Source organism: Flavobacterium akiainvivens, assembly GCF_001278115.1.
In the GTDB taxonomy this organism is placed as follows: domain Bacteria; phylum Bacteroidota; class Bacteroidia; order Flavobacteriales; family Flavobacteriaceae; genus Flavobacterium; species Flavobacterium akiainvivens.
This window is the reverse complement of record NZ_LIYD01000005.1, coordinates 333,742-353,391: the sequence shown is the minus strand read 5'-3', so window position 1 is coordinate 353,391 and position 19,650 is coordinate 333,742. Positions and strand designations below refer to the sequence as shown.

Sequence of the window (19,650 nt, the reverse complement as noted above, 5' to 3'; positions counted from 1 at the left end):
AAAACCGCCCCTGCCCAAAGGTAAAGGCGGTATAAAAACAGAATTGCTATGAAAAAATCCGAGTTTATTAGTTATTAAAATCCGTGCTGACTTGATGAAAAGCCCAGGTTCTGAAGGCCTTCCTGAACTTCGGGAGCCTGCATAAACAGGTTCCAGAGCATACCGGTACGGTGGTTTTCTATCATAGGCACAATAGTACCCTGGTCTATAGCAAGATATCGTGGTGTAACCCAATCTTTATCTACAGAAAATGCATCATAAGGCCCGGCCGGGCCAACAAGCCTGTCTTTCCAATCCGGATTTTCATAACAAAAACGGAGCATTTTCATAGATTCCTGCGGAGTATATGGAAAATCAGACAAAGCAGCTGTAGGCGATATTACCCCCCTATCATTTACCGGAGAGTGTGCCGAATATCCTGTAGAGCCATCGGCATTACGGCTATAGCTGGCGGTAAGCCCCCAGCAATCTTCGCCATATCCGGCATATTGATAAGGGTTTGCCACACAATATGAATGCATAATCTTAGCATGGTTTTGAGTAAGGCTCCAGTAATTTGCATATTGGTCGATAAGCCCACGCGGGTCTAAACCCAGGTAAGAGTAATGTGCCCAAAACATAGGGCCTACATTGCCTGTTGCGCCGTTATAATTAAATATAACGGGAATATTATAGCGCACACCAGAGTGTACAATAGCACCATTGCGGGCCCAGGCCTGGTTGTAAGCAGCTGCCCCAACCGGGTGTGTGGGCGATGCTGCCGCCATTATATAAGTAATAAGACATTCGTTATAGCCTTCAAGCTTAAAGTTTAACTGCCATTCATATTCGGGCGACCAATGCCAGTAAAGGGCATTTTCGCCTCTTGTGTACCAGCTCCAGTCTACTCCTTTCCACAATTCATCTGCCTGCGTGGCAAGTGCCTGTTCGGCATCTGTACCATCTTTAAAATATTCGCGAAGGCAAATAAGTGCCTGGCATAAAAAAGAAGTTTCTACAAGGTCTCCGCCATTATCTACAGTACCAAAAGGCACTACATGGCCGTTTGTACCATTTAGCCAGTGTGGCCATGCACCATGAAACCTGTCGGCATTTTCAAGAAAATTAAGAGAAGTCTGTAACCTTGCCACGGCTTCTTCGCGGGGTATAAAACCACGGTCTATGCCCACAAGTATGGTCATAAGCCCAAAGCCTGAACCTCCTGTTGTGACAAGGTTTGCATCTACCGATGCTTCGCCCGGATGGTAACGCTCTCTTGCCAGTTTAGAATTTACCTCGGCAAACTCCCAAAAATACTTCAGGGCATCTTTTTGAGCCAGGTCAAGTATTTCCTCTTCAGTCATGGTTTCGGTTACCGGAGGTGTAGTATTGTCGTCAGTATCATCGCTCTTATTATCGCACGACGTGCACGATATAAAGAGATTAAGTATAATGAACAGCTGTAGGATTTTCATAGTTTTTTGATTGATGTATTTAAAACAGTATAGTTGGGAGCATACTATTTTAGAAAAATTCCCGGCCCAACAGAGCCGGGAACTATAGTTAATTTAATTACCTGCCCTGAGATTCCAGCTGATACAGGAAGTTTATATCGGCATCATTAATTACTTTTTTCCACACGCGGATTTCATCAATTTCGCCATTCATAGGCCTTTGCCAAGCTTCGGCAGTACCATCTATAACTGTAGCAAATGTACCTATAATAGGCCTTGTAGGTGTAAAGAAGTTAAGGCCAAGGGCCGCACCACCGTTTCTTGATTCCCATGCCGGGTTAGAAATTTTTTGTCCGTTGGCATATACCTTAAACATAGCAGTAGTAGCATCCCATGTAATTACATAATGAGCCCATTGCCCGCTGTTTTTATTAGCATTACCCACGTGGCCGGCTGCAATATCTTCTGCACTTGGCTTAGGAGAGTTCCTTGAATCCTGGCCGCTTTCGCCACCTCCTGCTGTCTGAATTTTTACAAATCCTTTTACTATAAGTGTATCTACTGAAGATGCATACCAGCCCGTTTCTGACATAAGGTTTATGTTACCACCCCAGTCATTTGGTTTACTAAGCTGAAACATCATTGCCGGGTGCCCGTCTGCACCGGGGCCGCCATTGTTGGTTACTTTGGCCCAAAGGCTTATTGTCATGCTTGGCATTGTTGTACTAAGCGATGCAATTGCAGGAAAATTAAGGTAACCATTAGTAAGCACTAATTTTTGGCCTTTTGTTGAAGAGGCATAAGTAGCACCCACACTATTAGATGGTGCGGTGCCCGAAATTTGTTCTGTACCATTACCATCAAGAGGCCAGTAAGCTACAAGGTCAGCAGCACCTATTTCATCTGCGCTGTTATAGCCACCAACCGGTGGCAGGTTATTGCCCCCCTCGTCATCATCGCCACACGATGTAAATACAAAGCCTGATGCAATTAGGGCACAAACTAAAATTTTGATTGTTTTCATAGTAATAAATTAAAGATTAAGTTAGTATTAGTATCCGTTGTTTTGAGTTAATAATCCGTTGCTTATAATTATCTGGGGCTCAGGTATAGGGAAAAGTTCATGCTTGCCTGTCACAAATGTTTTACCATCTGCCGCCATGGCACTAACCCCCTGTCCGGTTCGCACAATATCAAACCACCTGTCGTGTTCCATTGCCATTTCCCATCTTCTTTCGTTATATAGTTGCTGTAAGGTAAGCCCGCTAATTTCTGCCAGCCCTGCGCGGGTACGCAGTTGATTTACAATATCTTCGGCTTCGCTTACCATTCCCATTTCCATGGCAGCTTCAGCACGGATAAGAAGTAAATCGCTGTATTTTAGCAATCTTAAGTTTTTGGCTGTCTCGGCTTTATTACCATTCCATGATTCTGCTATACTACTTTGATACGCTTTATAGTTATAGCGGGGGTTATTCCAGGTAGTAGGTGCCTCAAAGCCATCCCATAACGTAGAGGGTACAAACATAATAGTGCCTTCGCGCCTTAAATCGCCTGCAGGATACGAGTTTGAAAGCCCTGCTGATGGCGTATTAAAGCCCCAGCCTAAATCAGGAGTGCCGCGGGGCCCCTGAACATCGGTATATTGTATAAGGCCTTTAGTTAATGTAGCCTGCACTTCAAATATTGATTCTTCCTGGTTTTCGCCTACCTCACGCCATACTTCGGCATAATTAGTCATTAATCCATATTGACCTGATGAAATTACTTCTCCGGCCGCTGTATAGGCATCATTCCACTTTTCCTGATACAGATACGATTTGGCAAGCAAGGCATGTGCTGCCCCTTTTGTGGCACGCCCTAAATCTGTTTGACCGTACTGCGATTTAAGAGGCAGTTTAGAAGCAGCATCTATAAGATCGGCTTCAATCTGGGCATAAACATCAGCCTTTGGTTTTCTTACAAATACCACATCATTAATAAGTTCAGTATCATTAAGGTCTATTTGTTCTACAACCAGCGGCACATCGCCAAAACAACGTACAAGATCAAAATACCAAAATGCCCTTAAGAACTTAACCTCGCCTATAAGCCTGTTTTTTAAGGTTTCATCTATTGATAGCTGCTCAAGATACCCAAGCGCATTATTTGCGCGGTATATAGCCGCATAACGACTTTTCCAGACTTCGTTAAAAGAAGGATCTGTAGCATCAAATGACAGAGCATCCATCCTGTGCTTATCGCTACCCGTATCACCTGGGGTTGAGCCTTTATCTGCATCGTCTGATGTTATACTGGTAACCCCTATCCAGCTAAAGGAATACATATCAAAATCAAGCATTTTGTTGTATACACCATTAACAAGCGCTACGGCATTATCTGGATTATTAAGAAAATCATTTTCGTTTATGGCATTTCTTGGGTCTACATTTAAATCATCATCGCATGATACAGCTATAGCCACAACACAAAGCATTGCCAAACCTGTTTTATATGTAAATCGTTTTTTCATTTTTGAAATATTTTTATTCATAGCAATTAAAAACCTATACTAAGCCCAAACAGGAACGTTTTGTTTGTAGGATAAGCATCCAGCTCTATACCTGCTCCACCAAGCGGATTGGCATTATCATTACCAACAATTTCCGGCGAAAAACCACTGAATTTTGTAAACAGGAATGGGTTAACCGCTGTAGCATAAAGCCTTACTTTATCAAGCCCTTCAAAAATGTTATTAAATGTGTAACCCAGGGTTATATTGTTTATCCTTAGATAATCTCCATTTTCAATAAAGTAAGTTGAAGCCCTTGGCACATCATTGCTTGGCCTTGGGTTAGTGGCATTTGGGTTAGATGGTACCCAGAAGCTGTCAAGAATATCATATTCTACATTTTCGCCGCCAAAGCGCTGGGCTTTTTTACCGTTATACAACTTGTTGCCTGCCACACCGTAAGCATCTACCGAAAAATCAAAATGCTTGTAGCTAAAGCCCAGGTTAATGCCATAAGTGGTTTTAGGAATGTATGACCCTGCCACTACCCTTTCATCGCTATAAGTAAAGCCACCATCGCTGTTAAAACCCGTTACTTCATATACATAAAAGCTTCCCAGCGGCTGGCCTTCAAGCACTTGTTTGGTCCATTGCCCGTTACCCAGGCTGCCGCCTATGTATTCGCCAAAAAATGGGCTGGTTACTTCTTCAAGCTCATTTTTATTTTGAGATACGTTACCACCTACCCAGTAGCTAAAGTCTTCACCTATGTTGTCAGACCATTTAAGCGTTAGCTCAACGCCTTTGTTGCTTACTGTACCACTGTTTAGGTATACGGGTTCAGGAGAAAGCACAGTGGGTACTGCTACCGGAAGTATTACATTTTCTGTTTTGCGGTTATAATAATCAAATGCACCGGTTAACCTACTGTCCAGCAAAGCAAAATCAAGGCCTAAATCTATTTCTTTCATGGTTTCCCAGGTAAGGTTAGGGTCTACCTGATAAGGTACATTGTTACCCGGATAAATTATCTGATCCGGGCCAAAAGCATAGTTGGTACCTGTAGAAAATAATATTGCATTCAACGAGCCCGCGTTACCATTGCCTACTTCGCCATATCCACCCCTCAGCTTAAGGTTATTGATTACCTTAACATCTTTCATAAAGTCTTCGGAAGTAATTACCCAACCGGCTGAAACCGATGGGAAGACCTCAAAACGTTTATCTTCAGTAAAAGCGCTAATACCTTCCCTCCTAACCGATGCAGATAATAAGTACTTGCCTTTGTAATCATACTCGGCACGGGCAAAATATGCCACAGAAACAATTGGAGTACTGGTTGTATTTTGTGCAACCGAACCCGGTGCCACTTCAATATTATTGTTGGAAAGGTCAAGACTCCAGTAATTAGACTGTAGCGGTACATCCTGCCTTGTAGCATTAAGGTATTCAGATATGTTAAATGTAGTGCGCGATAAACCGGCAACAACTGTTACATTATGGTCTTCAGCAAATGTATTTGTATAAGTAAAATAGTTATCCCAGTTCCACCTGTAATTAGTGCTGCGGCGTTGCTGCAGGGTATTGATTATAGGATTTTCAGGGTTAAGCGCTATATAATCAGTAACTGAACTAGATGGGTTACCGGCAAGCCATAAATCACGTGTGGGCGTATAGGTATAACCTTTTCCCCAACTGGCTGTAGCACCAAAATTAGAATTGAATTTCAGGTTATCTTTCCACAGTTTCAGCTCTGCATTAACCGAACCTATAAGCGTGGTATTTTTATCCTGCTGGTTAAAATAATACACCTGGGCGGCCGGATTAGCCACGTTATTATAGCGTTCCCCGGTTAAATCATTAAATCCCTGCGGGTTTACAAGTGGGGCGCCCCACCTGCCGTTTGCATATTGCACAGGCATTATGGGCGACTGTTTATAAGCATTTGTAAATGCACTTAAGGGCTTAGGGGTATTTTTAGCAACTGAAAGGTTTATAAACGAAGTTATCTTAAGTTTTTCATTTAGAAGCTTGTAAGTGTTATTGCTAATAATATTTGTCCTTTCAAACTCGCTGCCCGACAGAATACCTTTTTCCTGGTAGTTTGATGCTCCAAAATAATAGGAGGCATTTTCTCCGGCTCCGGATAGCGATATTGAGTTATTAATAACCTGGCCGGTATCTGTAATTTCGTCGAGCCAGTTTGTGTTGTAGGGCTGCTCAAAACTAAAGTAGGTAGGCGCACCTAAAGCGGTGTTATTAAAATAAGCATAACGATATGAGTCTGCCATTTTAACATCGCGCTGAATGAATTTTTGGCCGTAGTATCCGTCATACGATACCTTAATCTCTCCTTCTTTACCTTTTTTTGTCGTAATCAATACAACACCGTTAGAACCCTTTTGCCCATAAATTGCCAATGAAGACGCATCTTTTAAGATGTCAATGGTAGCAATATCATTGGGGTTAAGCCCATTAAGGCTTGAGGTTTCAATACCATCAATTACATAAAGCGGATCGCGGGCGCCAAGTATGGTTCCCAGTCCCCTTATGCGTATTGATGGGTTAGCACCGGGTTCATCATTGGTTACAATGTTTATACCGGCTGCCTTGCCCTGTATACCCTGTATTGCAGATTGTGCAGGTGTACGCACTATGTCTGCCGCCCGGATTGATGAAACAGAGCCTGTTATGGCTCCTGCTTTACGGGCACCATATCCAATAAGCACCACTTCTTCCATAACCTGATCCTGAAAGAAAATAGAGTCATTAAATATAGAATCGTTTTGTTGCTGGGGTGTTACCTGAGCAAAAGATGCGCAGGAAATTAGTAGGATGATGAGTAATGATTTCCTCATGGCTGTATGGAATTAATCGTTACCCAAAAATACAACTAAAACGTTTTAGTTAAGCAACAACCAACCCTATCAACACTACATCAAATTAACAAAAATAAAATATAATACACTGTAAATAAAAAACTTAAACAATACACATATACATCAAATTTTAAGATATTGATGTAGTAATGATGTACCTATTGTAAAGTAATCATAAATGAATTTAAACTTTCGTCTGTCATAATCTGCAGCTTTTTACGCAAACGATATCGATGCAGCTCTACACCACGGTAAGAAATGTTCATAAGTGGCGCTATTTCCTTAGAAGACAAGTTCATGCGTAAATATATAGACAGCTTAATATCTTTAGGTGTAAGTTCTGGATAATTTTTAGTTAGCCGAGACACAAAATCTTCGTGGCTTTTAAGAAGATTCCGTTCAAAACTTTGCCACTCATTTTTACTTAAAGTATTGGCTTTTATAATCCTCTTGATTTTTGATTTAAGCTGGTCAGCATTATTTTCATCATCAAGCACCTGCTGAATGCTCTCAATCATTTCACTATGTTTTGCTATAGAAAGTGATTTACCTGCTACTTCAGACGCTTTATTTTGCACCTCTGCCTCAAGCATGTGTTTTTCATGTTGTTCGCGCCTTAACTTATTCTCTGCCTCCATTTCAAGCTCCAGAATTTGCGTCATGTGCTTTAATTCTTCTTCGTTAAGTTTAAGTTTTTGTTTGTACCGCAGGTTATTCCAACGGTAATACAGGAAAAAAATACCTGCGATTGCCATTATATAAGCCAAAATCATGTAGATAGAAAAATACCACGGCTTTTTTACATGAAATTTATAAGCTGCCAGTTTATTATATTTTTCTCCTTCAAGAGAATAAATTTCAACCTCCTGTTTACCACTACCAAGGCTACTAAGAGTAAACTGTCCATTATCTATTGGCATATATGGCTTTTCTTCATTTAAACTGTAGTAAAGTACGGGTTTATCAAATCCATAATACCCACTGGATACATTAATTTCAACCGACTGGTTGTAACCGGTTTTTATATCGTTTGTAATTGGCTTACCCTCATAATAAGCTTGGATATCAACTTTATAGGGTTGCAACTCCTTTTTATGTATCTGATAAGCCATAAAACCATCGTCAAGGTTAACAAACAGAGTATTGCCTTGCCTGTATGCTTTCATATTATCAGAAATTAACCTGCCCTGGTAGTATTTTTCGGGTATAAGCTCATAGTGAAAAACACTACCGGACTGTGTTATTGCATATAGCTTAGCGTCTTTAACGATTATAAAAACCTCATCGTCAACAGGTATAATGTCGTCTATAATATTAAATTCTTTTGTAAATGTGTTGTTTTTTTCAAGCTTCTCTGCAAGGCTATTGTAGTTATACCATACATTATTAATATAAAACAGCAATTCGTTCCTGTATTGAAATATTTTAACCCCAAAATCAGCCTTTATACCATTCTTCTCACTAACATTTTCTACCCTTTTAACACTAAAATCTTTATCATAAGTAATCCGGTATAAACCACGGTGGCTATCGGCAGCCCACAATTCTCCCCTGCGTGTTTGGGCAATATATCTTATGGGCTTTGTTATGCCACCCAAAACCTGCCATTGTGCCAGATTATTATTATCCTGATAAATTACTACGCCCGAATAATTTGGCTGAAAATAAGCTTCATCATATACACTTTTAACAAAATTCCATCCACCGTTAACCGGATTGATTTTAGTGAGCCCATTGCCATCAAAAACAAAAGTACCGTCATTATGGCCTATGATGTACTTATCACCGTTTTGATAAATGTTCCATATTTGCCCCTGAGATTTAGGCACCGTTTGCAGTTTGTTATCCAAAAGCTTAAAAAGCCCGTGGTTTGTAGCAAATAAGAACCCGTTATTATATGTGGAGAGGGAATATACCGAACCCAAAATACCCGAAGTATCAGTAAATAACCAAACGGGCGAGTTTATTTCAACATGGGCTATACCATTATCAAGCCCTAACCATAAATTAGATTCGGCGTCTACAGTAACAGAGAGCACTGCATTATTTTTAAGGCCGTTATTTCTGTTAATATTTTTTACCGTATTATTATATATATCTATCAAATACAAACCATTTAGTGCTGTACCTATAGCCAGAATGCGGTTGTTAACTACTTTTGCCGTAAGGATAACTTCATTTTTAAGAACATCATTAACGGGGTTATTCCAAACGGATAACACTGAGTTATTACCTTTTAAAATGCCCTTGGTTTTGGTAAATATAAAAATATCACTACCACACTTTTCTATACCGTGAACTACGGTTTCCTTTAGTTGCGGCCAGTTTTCAACCGTTTTAAACTCATTATTAACAAGCTCGTAGATACCATTTCTTACAGTTGCAGCATACACGTGGCTATCAACCACGTAGCAATATGAAACTTGGGATGGAAAAGCTATTTTAGTTGTTTTACCATTTTCATACTTATAAAGGACATTAAATGCCTGAAAATAAATGGCTTTCTTATATTTAAAAATTTTCCAGACTTCTTCATTATCAGCAAAACCATTAAAAAGGTCTTTTGCTTTAGATAACGATACATATTGCGTTTTACCGTTATTTTCCTGCCAATAGCCAAACTCTTTATATGAACCGCAGTAAATACGGTTTCCATCGGCAAAAACAGAACGAATAACCGTTTTATTGGGAAGCGTATATTTTTGCCATTTTACACCGTTATAGCGTAACATAAAATGGTGATTAGCAAAATATAACGACTTATCAGCTCCCTGCTCTACATCCCAAACCTGGTTATCTCCATTATAGTCAGATTTGGTGAAATTTTCTACAAAAGGCAGCAATTCCTGGGCTTTTAAAGAAACAAACAATAAACAGGCAACCAGTACAAATACTTTGCGCAACATATAACTAACTTTAATTAAGTTAAATATACTCAAAAAAAATGCCCCTACAAATGGGGCACATTTTCTTCTACATATCCTGAAAGATACTTAAACCGCTCTGTCAGTCTTCCGTTTTCTGCTATTTTACTGCGTTGTAGTATACCGTCTTTATCATTATTAAAAAAAGCAGGTATTACATGCTCAAGAAACATTTGGCCAAAACCCTCGCTGGCATCTTTTGGCAACGCACATGGCAGATTATCTACTGCCATTACAACAATTGCCGTAGGATGGTGCATATCAGTTTCCTGGCCTGTTGATGGGTTGTATCCATAAAACGGATGTGCTATAGAGCTGGCTCTTAATGTACAGGCCACTGGGCCGTCTACATCGCAAGATATATCTGCAACTACTTTTAATTTACATGATTTGCCTTTTAACATTTCCTGCGTCAGGATATCAGGAGCGCCATTACCATGAAAATGCCCTGCAATAAACACATCAGCTATATTTACAAACCTCTCAAAATCTGACGTATACAGCTGCGGATTTTTGAAAAAATCTTCATTGGCTGAGACAATTGTTCCGTCTATACGTTTATTATAGTCCAATACATCTAACTGCACATAAATCGGATGATCATACGTTTTGCTCAGGAAATCAGCTACCGATACTTGTTTGATTTTTATGGCATCAAGTATTTCTTTAGCCCCCTGCCCTACTTTACCTTTGCCGGTAAGTACAAACTTTACGGGTGGTAAATATTTAGCTTTTAACCTTTTAACAAGTGCTTCTTTGTTTTCAAGAGTTTCAGCGGCTGCAAGGTCAAACAATTCATACTTAAGCCCTAAAGCCCTGAATGCATTATAGGCACCTACAATACCGGCATAGCGCCCAAAGCCTATAAGGCGTCTCCCATCTGCATCTACCACAGTTTCATGGTCATACAAGGTAATATCCTTATCCAGTATAGCCTGTAGCATTTTTTTATTATGTGCCTGTTTTTTAATAGTATGCGAAAAGAAAAAGTATGATTTTCCTTCAATAAGAGCATCAACCGGTATTTCTTTAACACCTAAAAACACATCGCAATTCTCAATAGAATCCTGAATATCAAAACCTAAAGCCCTGTATTCATCATTATTAAAAATCCTTACATCGCTTGCCTCTACTACAAACTGTGCTTCAGGATATTTTTCCCTGAAAGCCTGTAGCATTTGCGGAGAGAATACCACTCTTTTGTCTGGTGGTGATTTACGTTCTTTAAGTATACCAAATTTCATAGCACTCAGATTATCATATTATTGTGAGTTTCACAACAACGAAAACGTTGTATTAAATTTTTATCACCATTATAGTTTTAAAAACATTCAAATATAACAATAATTCAATAACCTATATTAGTTTACTATTTATTTATTGTTATTTTTGCAAAAGTTTTTGGCACCTTGTTTGCTATTAACTAAAAGCTACTGGGGCCGACTGGTTTTGACAGCAGGCCGATGTGAACAGTAAGCACGCCGGGAAATGAGGCTGTTCCCGTATATCATTGCTTCGAACTTTTAAACGGCGAAAATAACTACGCTCTTGCTGCTTAATTCTGAATTATAGTAAGATAAGCCTCGTCCCTGCAAGGCAGGGAGGCGGGATTCTCCTGAAAAGCCCCGGTTTATGGCGTTTCGATTAGGAGAACCGTAAAAATAGACCTGGGGATGGCTTTGCTCTGCGGCTGTCCTGAGACTTAAGGAGCTAAGTGGTGTGTGGCAGTTTCCGGCCTTGCATACCATCTAAAACCCAAGCGGAAACTAAGCGTGTAGAAAGCTCTTTGCTTCCCTGTTTGGACCCGGGTTCAATTCCCGGCGGCTCCACCGATGCCTTTTGCAGCTTGCAAAAGGCATTTTTTTGTTATAAAAATAGCAAAATCAAAATAGTGTTACACAATTCCTAACTTCACATGTCACATAATGATTTTCATTGAGAATTATGGTGTTCGATTTCCTGTTAATATAAAGCTATAAAAGCGGTCTTAAAGCTATTATTTATTTAAAATATTTTTTCTTATCCTGCTTAACGTTTCAGGCGAAATGCCCAGATAAGAAGCTATCATAACAAGTGGGAAGCGATTGAGGATTTTAGGATAGGATTTTAAAAAAGCATCATATTTTTCCTCGGCATTAAGACTTATAGACGAGTATATTCGCTTTTGATTGGCCACAACACCTTTTTTATCTATTTCTTTAATCATGGCATCAAAAGCCGGAACCAATGATGTTAGTTTCTGTAACCCTTCTTTAGAAATTTGTAATAAATCTGAATCTTCAACCATTTCTATGTTATGGCGCGACGGAATACTATAATTATAACTTTCATAATCACCCAGCCACCAATTTTCTATACCAAAACGCATGGTATATTCCTGTCCTTTATCATTAAGGCCAAACATTCTGCCCGCCCCTTTAACTATAAATGACATATCCTTGCATATATCCCCTTCCTGTAACAGGTATTGTCTTTTTCTCAAATGTTTCGGTTTAAAAAACAATTGGATATGTAGTTTTTCTTCCGGCGTTAGGTTACTGCCTGACTTGGTTTCAATATAGTCATACAGCGGCTCATACAAAACTGTCATTTGATGAATTTTAAAATTGTATTCAGTTGTAAAATTACAGTAATTACCTGAGCCGACTTGACAAATATCAAGTATAATTTACTGCATTTGTCAATAGCCACATTAGCTATAACGCAGAAATTTGAAGTCTTCAAATGTCAAATTTTTTATATAGAAATGATGGAAAATAATATAACAAATGGTACAATACGTATTAGTAGGCAAGGAATTCCCTCAGTGCTGGAATACGCTAATGTTGATATATCCAACCCCGGGTCAAATCAGGTGGTATTACAGCAGGAAGCTATAGGGCTCAATTTTGTAGATGTCCTTTTCCGTAGCGGAACCTTCCCGCTACGTGATTTTCCGGCAACAATTGGCGTAGAAGCCGCCGGAACAGTAACGGCTATAGGGCCGGGTGTTACTAACTTCAGGGTAGGTAATCGCGTGGGATACTTTTTTTCACTTGGTGCTTATACAGAGTACAGGCTAATTGATGAAAAAGCCCTAATAAAACTTCCTGACCATGTTTCTTTTGACCAGGCTGCTTCATTACTCGCAAAAGGCATGACCGCACGCATGTTAATTAAAGAAGCCTATGCCGTTAAGCCCGGTGATACCATCCTTATCCATGCAGCGGCAGGTGGAGTTGGCTCTTTAGTTAGCAGATGGGCAAAGCATTTAGGGGCAACAGTAATAGGCACAGTTGGGCATAGTATAAAGAAAGAGTATGCCCTGGCACATGGCATTGACCATGTTATTGCGCTGGATGTCGAAGATTTTACTGAGAGTGTAAAAACAATTACGTCAGGTAAAGGTGTTCAGGCCGTGTATGACGGCGTGGGCCAATCCACTTTTGGCAAGTCATTGCAATTGATTGCTGAAGGAGGATATGCCATACTTTTTGGTTTTGCTTCAGGCCTTCCAAAATTAGATTCGGCGCTTATCAGGGAACGCAAAATTAACTTCATACAGCCCGATCTTGGTAGTTACCTGCCCAACCATGCGGCTGCGCAGCGGGCCGCAGACGATGTTTTTGAGGCATTAAGGTTGGGCGTGTTCGCAGAAATAGCTCCCACAATATATTCACTAAAAGACGCCCAAAAGGCACATGAAGACCTTGAGTCGGGCAAAACAAAAGGCCCGGTTATATTTCATACTAATTAAAATCAAAAATCATTAAAATGCCAACATTAAAAGGAAAAGTTGCTTTAGTTACAGGAGGTAGCAGAGGCATTGGTGCAGGAATTGTCAGCCGTTTAGCCCGCGAAGGGGCTAACGTAGCCTTTACTTATGTATCATCTAAGGAGAAAGCTGAAGAACTGAAAAATGAGTTAGAAAAACTGGAAGTAAGTGTACTCCCCATTAAAGCCGATACGGGAAACCAGGAGCAGATTGACGTGGCAGTAAAAGAAGTAGCCAACGCATTTGGCAGTATCGACATACTTGTAAACAGCTCAGGGCTTTTTATAACCGGTCAGATTGATGCCGCAGATGATAACATTACACAATTTAGAAAACAATGGGATGTAAACGTACACGGTGCCGTATATGCAGTTAGGAGCGTGCTGCCTTATATGGGTAGCGGCGGGCGTATTATAAATATAGGCTCTACAGGAGGCGCCCGCACCCCTTATGCGGGAATAGGCGATTATGCAGCCACAAAAGCAGCGCTGGGTGCGTATACCCGAAGCTGGGCAAGGGATTTAGGGTCGAGGAATATAACGGTTAACATCATTCAACCGGGGCTAATCGATACAGACATGAACCCGGCAGACGGACCTTTTAGCGCTACCATGCTACAGGCTGTAGCGTTAGGGCATTACGGCGAACCCGAAGATATAGCAGGTACGGTTGCTTTTTTGGCTGGAAACGACGCAAAATACATTACAGGGGCTACACTTAATGTAGATGGCGGACAAACAACTTAAAAGCTATATGGTTTCATTTTTAATTTATATAAAAACGGCTGCTAAATTTAGCAGCCGTTTTAAATAATAAGAATTACAAATCCGAACCACCCCCGAGTGACCGGTATAATGCTATACCTGAATGCAACTGTTGCTGTTTTACTGTAGCCAGTTCGAGTTCTGCTTGTAGCAGGTTTCCCTGGGCTATTATAACCTCCAGGTAAGTAGCCATACCGTTTTCAAACAATTGGTTGGCATTGCCCGAGGCTTGCTGCAGGGTAACAAGCCTTTTTTCAGCAATAGCATATTCCTGCGCCAGGCGATCAATCTTCACCAACTCATCTGAAACTTCTCCCACCGCATCTAACACAGATTGACGAAAACGGATAACCGCCTTTTCACGGTCTATTTCGGCCAGCTTTACATTGCTTTTTAGTTTACCCCGTTCAAAAAGCGGTTGCGTAATTCCACCAGATACCAACCCGAATAATGACGCGGGTATATTAAACCAGTTGCTCGATTTAAAAGAATTTATGCCCCCGCCGGCAGTGATTATTAAAGATGGATATAAAGCTGCTTTAGCCACACCCACTTTTGCATTTGCAATGGTTAATTCCAGCTCGGCGGATTTTATATCGGGCCTGTGGCTTAGCATTGCGGAAGGAAATCCTGCGTTTAACTTATTGGGTACATCTATTTTATCAAGGCCGTTTATTCGTTTAATTGCGGTCGGTTCTACTCCTATTAGCACACTTAACGCGTTTTCCTGAATAATAATATTTTTTTCGAGCTGCGGTATAAGTTTTTCCGAATACAGCTTCTGGGCCTCTGCCTGCTGAATGGCAAGTGAGGTAACCTGCCCGGATGAGAACTGTAAATTAATTATATCCAGCGTGCTGCTGTTAAGCTCTAAATTCTTTTTTGCTATTGCTAACTGCTCATCCAGCATCAGCAAGTTATAATACACCTGTGCTACATCGGCAATCAAACGTGTCTGAACCGCTTTACTTGCTTCCTGTGTTTGAAGATAAGCGGCTAAGGCACCTTTTTTACGGTTGCTAATTTTCCCCCATATATCAGCCTCCCAGTGCATACCCAAGTTAGCGTTATAATCTTCAATATGGGTGGTGCCTAAAAACTGGTTGAGGGTAAAACCATTCAGGCTGTTGTCTGAAGGGCGGCTGGTATTTGCCGTTACCTGTAATCTTATTTCGGGCAGATTGCCCAGTTTAGACTGCCTGAAAAGCACTTCTGCAGCTTCAATATTTTTTAGCGCAAGCTGCATGCTATAGTTTTTTACAAGGGCAGTATCAATCAGGCTTAGCAGTGAGGCATCTGTAATAAAATTTCTCAGGGGCAAAGCGCCTATACTTGATGAATCTTTTGGAGAAGCATACCTAAATGTTTCTGGCGCAGCATCAGGTAAAAGCATATCCTTTGAAACAGAGCATCCTATCCAGGTAAAAGCTGCAAGTATATGATGGATATTTTTGAAAGTAATTTTTACTAACATGAAGTTTATACATCAAACTTCATTACAGTAGATTTTTCGTTGCAGTAATACCTGCCTTAACACATCATAAAATTTTTCTCTTTTAACACCCAAAAAGTGCTTAATATTTCACTTTTGGAATTTGGATTTACGGTGTGAAATACTAAAATGGGCTATACCTAATTAAACAAAACTCAAAGCTTATATTTCGGTAAACCGATTTCAGGTTATTTCAGGCACGCAAAAAATCACACCATTTGCTTAGTACCCTAAAGCAATAGTAATAAATCGCAAATAGGTTTCTAAGCTAACTACATACCTACTTAACAGATTATTAAATAACTATGAATTTGCTTTCATTCTTTTTAAATTCATAAAGAATTAAAATATAACCCATGAAAGCATTGTGGAAAGGCAGCATCAGCTTTGGCCTGGTGCACATCCCTATAAAAATATACAGCGGTACTCAAACCCACCGCCTGGCATTAGATATGGTGCGCAAAAAAGATAAATGTGCCATTCAGTACGTTCGGGTGTGTAAAAAAGATGGTAAGGAAGTGCCATGGGAAGATATTGCCAAAGGCTATCGTAAGGAAAACGGTGATTATGTAATCCTTGACAAGGATGATTTTGCCAAAGCAGCACCCGAGAAAACGCAATCGCTCGATATTTTTGAATTTATCAAGGAAGAAGAAATCCCTTCTAAATATCTTGAGAAACCCTATATAACCGAACCCGCAAAAGATGCCAAAAAGGTGTATGCCCTTTTGCGTGAGGCATTGCGTAAATCAGGCAAGGTGGGATTGTGCAAATTTGTAATGCGCACCACCGAACATTTGGGGATATTAAAGGTAGAAGAAGATGCCATTCTGCTGATCCAGATCCGTTTTGAGGATGAGCTGCGCGACCCCGAAGAAGCAGGGCTAATCCCAAAAGATGTGAAAATCGCCAAGAAGGAGCTGGATATGGCCATGAATATCATAGACCAGCTTACCGATACTTTTGACCCCACAAAATATAAGGATACCTACAAGGCAGAACTCATAAAGATGATCAAGAAAAAAGCAGCTGCCAAGCCGGGAGCCAAAGCCCCTGCACCACGCAGGAAAAAGAAAACACCCGAGGCCAAAGACGATTTGCTGGAACAGCTAAAAGCCAGCCTGGAAGCCATAAAAAACTAAGTTGCCATGAAACTATCAGAATACCATAAAAAACGTGACTTCAAAAAAACGGCTGAACCAAAAGGCAAAATCAAAAAGTCGGGCGATGCACAGCATTTCGTGGTGCAAAAACACGAAGCATCACACCTGCATTTTGACTGGAGGCTGGAAATTGACGGGGTTTTGGTAAGCTGGGCGGTACCCAAGGGCCCCAGTGCCGACCCATCTGTTAAAAGGCTTGCCATGCACGTGGAAGACCACCCCATGGATTATATTGATTTTGAAGGCACCATACCCAAAGGGCAATATGGTGGTGGTACTGTAATGGTATGGGACACCGGTACGTACATGGCAGAAGGTGCAGAATCAGTAGCCGAGAGCAAAAAAATGCTCACCAAAATGCACCAGGAGGGCAACATTAAAGTAGTTATGCAGGGCGAAAAGCTAAAGGGCTCCTACCATCTGGTACGCATGAGTGGCAAGAAAGAAGAATGGCTGCTGATGAAAGGTAAGGATGAGTTTGCCACAAAACGGAATTTTAACCAAAACTCAGTACTCACGGGACGAACGCTACCACAAATTGCAAAGGACAAAGATTCTGATACCTGGGAAAGCGGCAAGAAAGCTGCCACAACCAAAAGTGGTGATAAGAATGACATCCTTGAAAACGTTACAAAGAAGAAAGCCTCAGCACCCTCTTTTACTGCTGACGATGTGGCCGGTGCGAAACGCCGCAAAACCTTCCCGAAAGACTGGAAACCGCAACTTGCAACCCTGACAGATGCAGTATTTGATAATGAGGATTGGCTGTTTGAAAACAAATACGACGGCTACAGGGCATTGATACAAATCAATAAGGGAAAGGTAGAACTGACCTCCCGAAATGGGCTGTCCTTTAATAAAAAATATGCCCCACTTGTAGACGCTTTCGGGAGCATTAAAGACGATATGATTCTGGATGGGGAGATTGTTGCAGAAGATGCCAAAGGCAAGAGCCACTTTCAGTGGTTGCAGGATTATGAAGAGAATCCCGACCGGGGAAAACTGAAATGCTATGTGTTTGACATACTGTATTTCAACGGCTATGACCTTACTCCGCTGCCCCTGCTGCAACGAAAACGCATCCTTGAGGCACTATTGCCAAAGCAGGAAAGCATAGTCTATTCAGCGCATACCATTGGCAAAGGTAAAAAGGCATTAGAAAAAGTTGCCAAACAGGGCGGCGAAGGGCTGATAGCTAAAAAGGCTGACTCTGTTTACCATGTAAACAAACGCTCAAAAGACTGGTTGAAAATAAAGGTAACCAACGAGCAGGAAATGGTCATCGGCGGTTATACAGAACCTAAAGGTACGCGTAGCGGCTTCGGTGCGCTACTTTTAGGTTATTATGAGGGTGATACATTTATCTACTCTGGCAAAGTGGGTACGGGGTTTAACGAAACCTCATTAAAGGAACTGCATGATGCATTAAAAAAGCTTGAAGTAAAAACCTGCCCGTTTGCCGAAAAGCCTAAAGAGCCCGGTGTGCATTGGGTAAAGCCGCAGCTGGTAGCGCAGATTAAATATTCGGAGTGGACAGCGGCCGGAAGCCTGCGCCATCCTGTATTTGTTGCCCTCCGAACGGATAAGAAAGCAAAAAATGTAGTAAGGGAAAAACCCGTAAGCAAGAAAAAAGTTGTTGCCAAAGATACTGAAACAGCAAATAGTTTTGATACTGAAAAAGTACCAATAACCAACCCTGATAAAGTATTCTGGCCGAAAGAAGGCCACACCAAAGGCGATGTGATTGCGTATTATAATGCTATGGCAGAATATGTGCTGAAGTATGTAAAAGACAGGCCACAGTCGTTACGCCGTAACCCCGATGGTATTAAAAACGAAGGCTTTTTCCAAAAAGATATGGGTGGAAAAGCACCAAAGTGGGCTACGACCCGGAAATTAAAATCGTTAGCGGACGGGGAATCTATAGAGTACCTGATTTGTAATAATAAAGAAACCCTGATGTATATGGCCAACCTGGGCTGTATAGAGATAAACCCGTGGAGCAGCCGTATTGGCAGCATCAACAACCCGGATTACATTATTTTTGACCTCGACCCTAATGAGGCTTCCATAAAAGACCTGGTTACAACGGCCAAAAAAGTAAAAGAAATATTGGATAAGTTGAATATCAAGGGATATTTGAAAACATCCGGGGGCAAAGGGCTGCATATTTTTATTCCGGTTAAACCGAAATACACCTACGACCAAACCCGCGACTTTTCACACCTTATAAGCCATACGGTGCACAGTGCTTTGCCGGATATTACCAGCCTGGAGCGTATGCCCAAAAACCGCGTGGGTAAAATCTATCTTGACTTCCTGCAAAACGGCAAGGGTAAAACCATGGCCTGTGCCTATTCGCTACGGCCTCGTGACCGTGCTACGGTAAGCACACCTTTAGATTGGAGTGAGCTGAACGGTAAATTTGATATCAAGAAGTACAATATCAAAACAGTACCGAAACGGGTGGAGGAAAAAGGTGATTTATGGGAGGGCTTTTTTGAGGATGCAGTTGATTTAAAGGCGGTACTGGGCCAACTTGAAAAAGCTTAATGCAATTAACAAGAGATTCACGGTCTATCCTGCGCATTGCCGGGCTTACAGAAAGCCAGTGCAGTATCGCTTCTTTTTCAGGATCAGCCTTAATCAGTTCGGCTCCTTTTTCAATGAACGTACACTAAAGTGTGAAACAGTAAAACCAAAATCACCCATTAAACTGCGTGATTTTGGTTTTTGCCTTTTTATAAAAA

General features: G+C 41.0%; 12 protein-coding genes and 1 other RNA gene. 5 read left to right on the top strand and 8 right to left on the bottom strand.

The genetic code is table 11. The features are described from left to right. Positions 1-74: 74 nt before the first annotated feature. The 6 genes from AM279_RS01485 to AM279_RS01460 all read right to left on the bottom strand — a co-directional run bounded on the left by AM279_RS01485 (position 75) and on the right by AM279_RS01460 (position 10,971). Complete coding sequence (locus AM279_RS01485; protein WP_054405906.1) at positions 75-1,454, bottom strand: glucoamylase family protein; 1,380 nt, start codon at positions 1,452-1,454, stop codon at positions 75-77. Positions 1,455-1,551: 97 nt separating this feature from the next. Continuing rightward, on the bottom strand, positions 1,552-2,457 hold the full coding sequence (locus AM279_RS01480) for a LamG-like jellyroll fold domain-containing protein (protein ID WP_054405905.1): 906 nt from the start codon (positions 2,455-2,457) through the stop codon (positions 1,552-1,554). Between the two features lie 27 nt (positions 2,458-2,484). Then, positions 2,485-3,945, bottom strand: a complete 1,461-nt coding sequence (locus AM279_RS01475; protein WP_054410043.1) for a RagB/SusD family nutrient uptake outer membrane protein — start codon at positions 3,943-3,945, stop codon at positions 2,485-2,487. Positions 3,946-3,971: 26 nt separating this feature from the next. Then, positions 3,972-6,782 (bottom strand): SusC/RagA family TonB-linked outer membrane protein, encoded by a 2,811-nt coding sequence (locus AM279_RS01470; protein WP_074961488.1) that lies wholly within the window; start codon positions 6,780-6,782, stop codon positions 3,972-3,974. Between the two features lie 179 nt (positions 6,783-6,961). Next, entirely contained in the window at positions 6,962-9,709 is a 2,748-nt protein-coding gene (locus tag AM279_RS01465; RefSeq protein ID WP_054405903.1) for a helix-turn-helix and ligand-binding sensor domain-containing protein, read from the bottom strand. A 44-nt stretch (positions 9,710-9,753) separates the two neighbouring features. Further along, positions 9,754-10,971, bottom strand: coding sequence for an NAD(P)-dependent oxidoreductase (locus AM279_RS01460; protein WP_054405902.1), 1,218 nt, complete (start codon positions 10,969-10,971; stop codon positions 9,754-9,756). A gap of 191 nt (positions 10,972-11,162) precedes the next feature. Here AM279_RS01460 and ssrA point away from each other — a divergent pair. After that, positions 11,163-11,559: a transfer-messenger RNA gene (gene ssrA, locus AM279_RS01455) on the top strand. 164 nt (positions 11,560-11,723) lie between these two features. Here ssrA and AM279_RS01450 read toward each other — a convergent pair. Further along, positions 11,724-12,317, bottom strand: a complete 594-nt coding sequence (locus AM279_RS01450) for a Crp/Fnr family transcriptional regulator (protein WP_054405901.1) — start codon at positions 12,315-12,317, stop codon at positions 11,724-11,726. A gap of 264 nt (positions 12,318-12,581) precedes the next feature. On the opposite strand from AM279_RS01450, the gene AM279_RS01445 reads away from it, so the two are divergent. Together AM279_RS01445 and AM279_RS01440 are read left to right on the top strand one after the other, a co-directional pair. After that, positions 12,582-13,463 carry a quinone oxidoreductase family protein gene (locus AM279_RS01445; RefSeq protein WP_201782525.1) on the top strand — a complete coding sequence of 294 codons (882 nt, stop codon included), beginning with the start codon at positions 12,582-12,584 and terminating at the stop codon, positions 13,461-13,463. Positions 13,464-13,480: 17 nt separating this feature from the next. Then, the gene (locus tag AM279_RS01440) at positions 13,481-14,227 is read left to right on the top strand and encodes an SDR family NAD(P)-dependent oxidoreductase (RefSeq protein WP_054405899.1); all 747 of its coding nucleotides are present in this window, start codon (positions 13,481-13,483) and stop codon (positions 14,225-14,227) included. 73 nt (positions 14,228-14,300) lie between these two features. On the opposite strand, the gene AM279_RS01435 is transcribed toward AM279_RS01440, so the two are convergent. After that, positions 14,301-15,719, bottom strand: coding sequence for a TolC family protein (locus AM279_RS01435; protein WP_054405898.1), 1,419 nt, complete (start codon positions 15,717-15,719; stop codon positions 14,301-14,303). A gap of 374 nt (positions 15,720-16,093) precedes the next feature. Here AM279_RS01435 and ku point away from each other — a divergent pair, with 374 nt between their 5' ends. Continuing rightward, positions 16,094-16,879 carry a non-homologous end joining protein Ku gene (ku, locus tag AM279_RS01430; protein WP_054405897.1) on the top strand — a complete coding sequence of 262 codons (786 nt, stop codon included), beginning with the start codon at positions 16,094-16,096 and terminating at the stop codon, positions 16,877-16,879. A 6-nt stretch (positions 16,880-16,885) separates the two neighbouring features. Then, positions 16,886-19,453: a DNA ligase D gene (gene ligD / locus AM279_RS01425; protein ID WP_054405896.1), complete on the top strand. Its 2,568-nt coding sequence runs from the start codon at positions 16,886-16,888 to the stop codon at positions 19,451-19,453. The last annotated feature ends 197 nt before the right edge of the window (positions 19,454-19,650 follow it).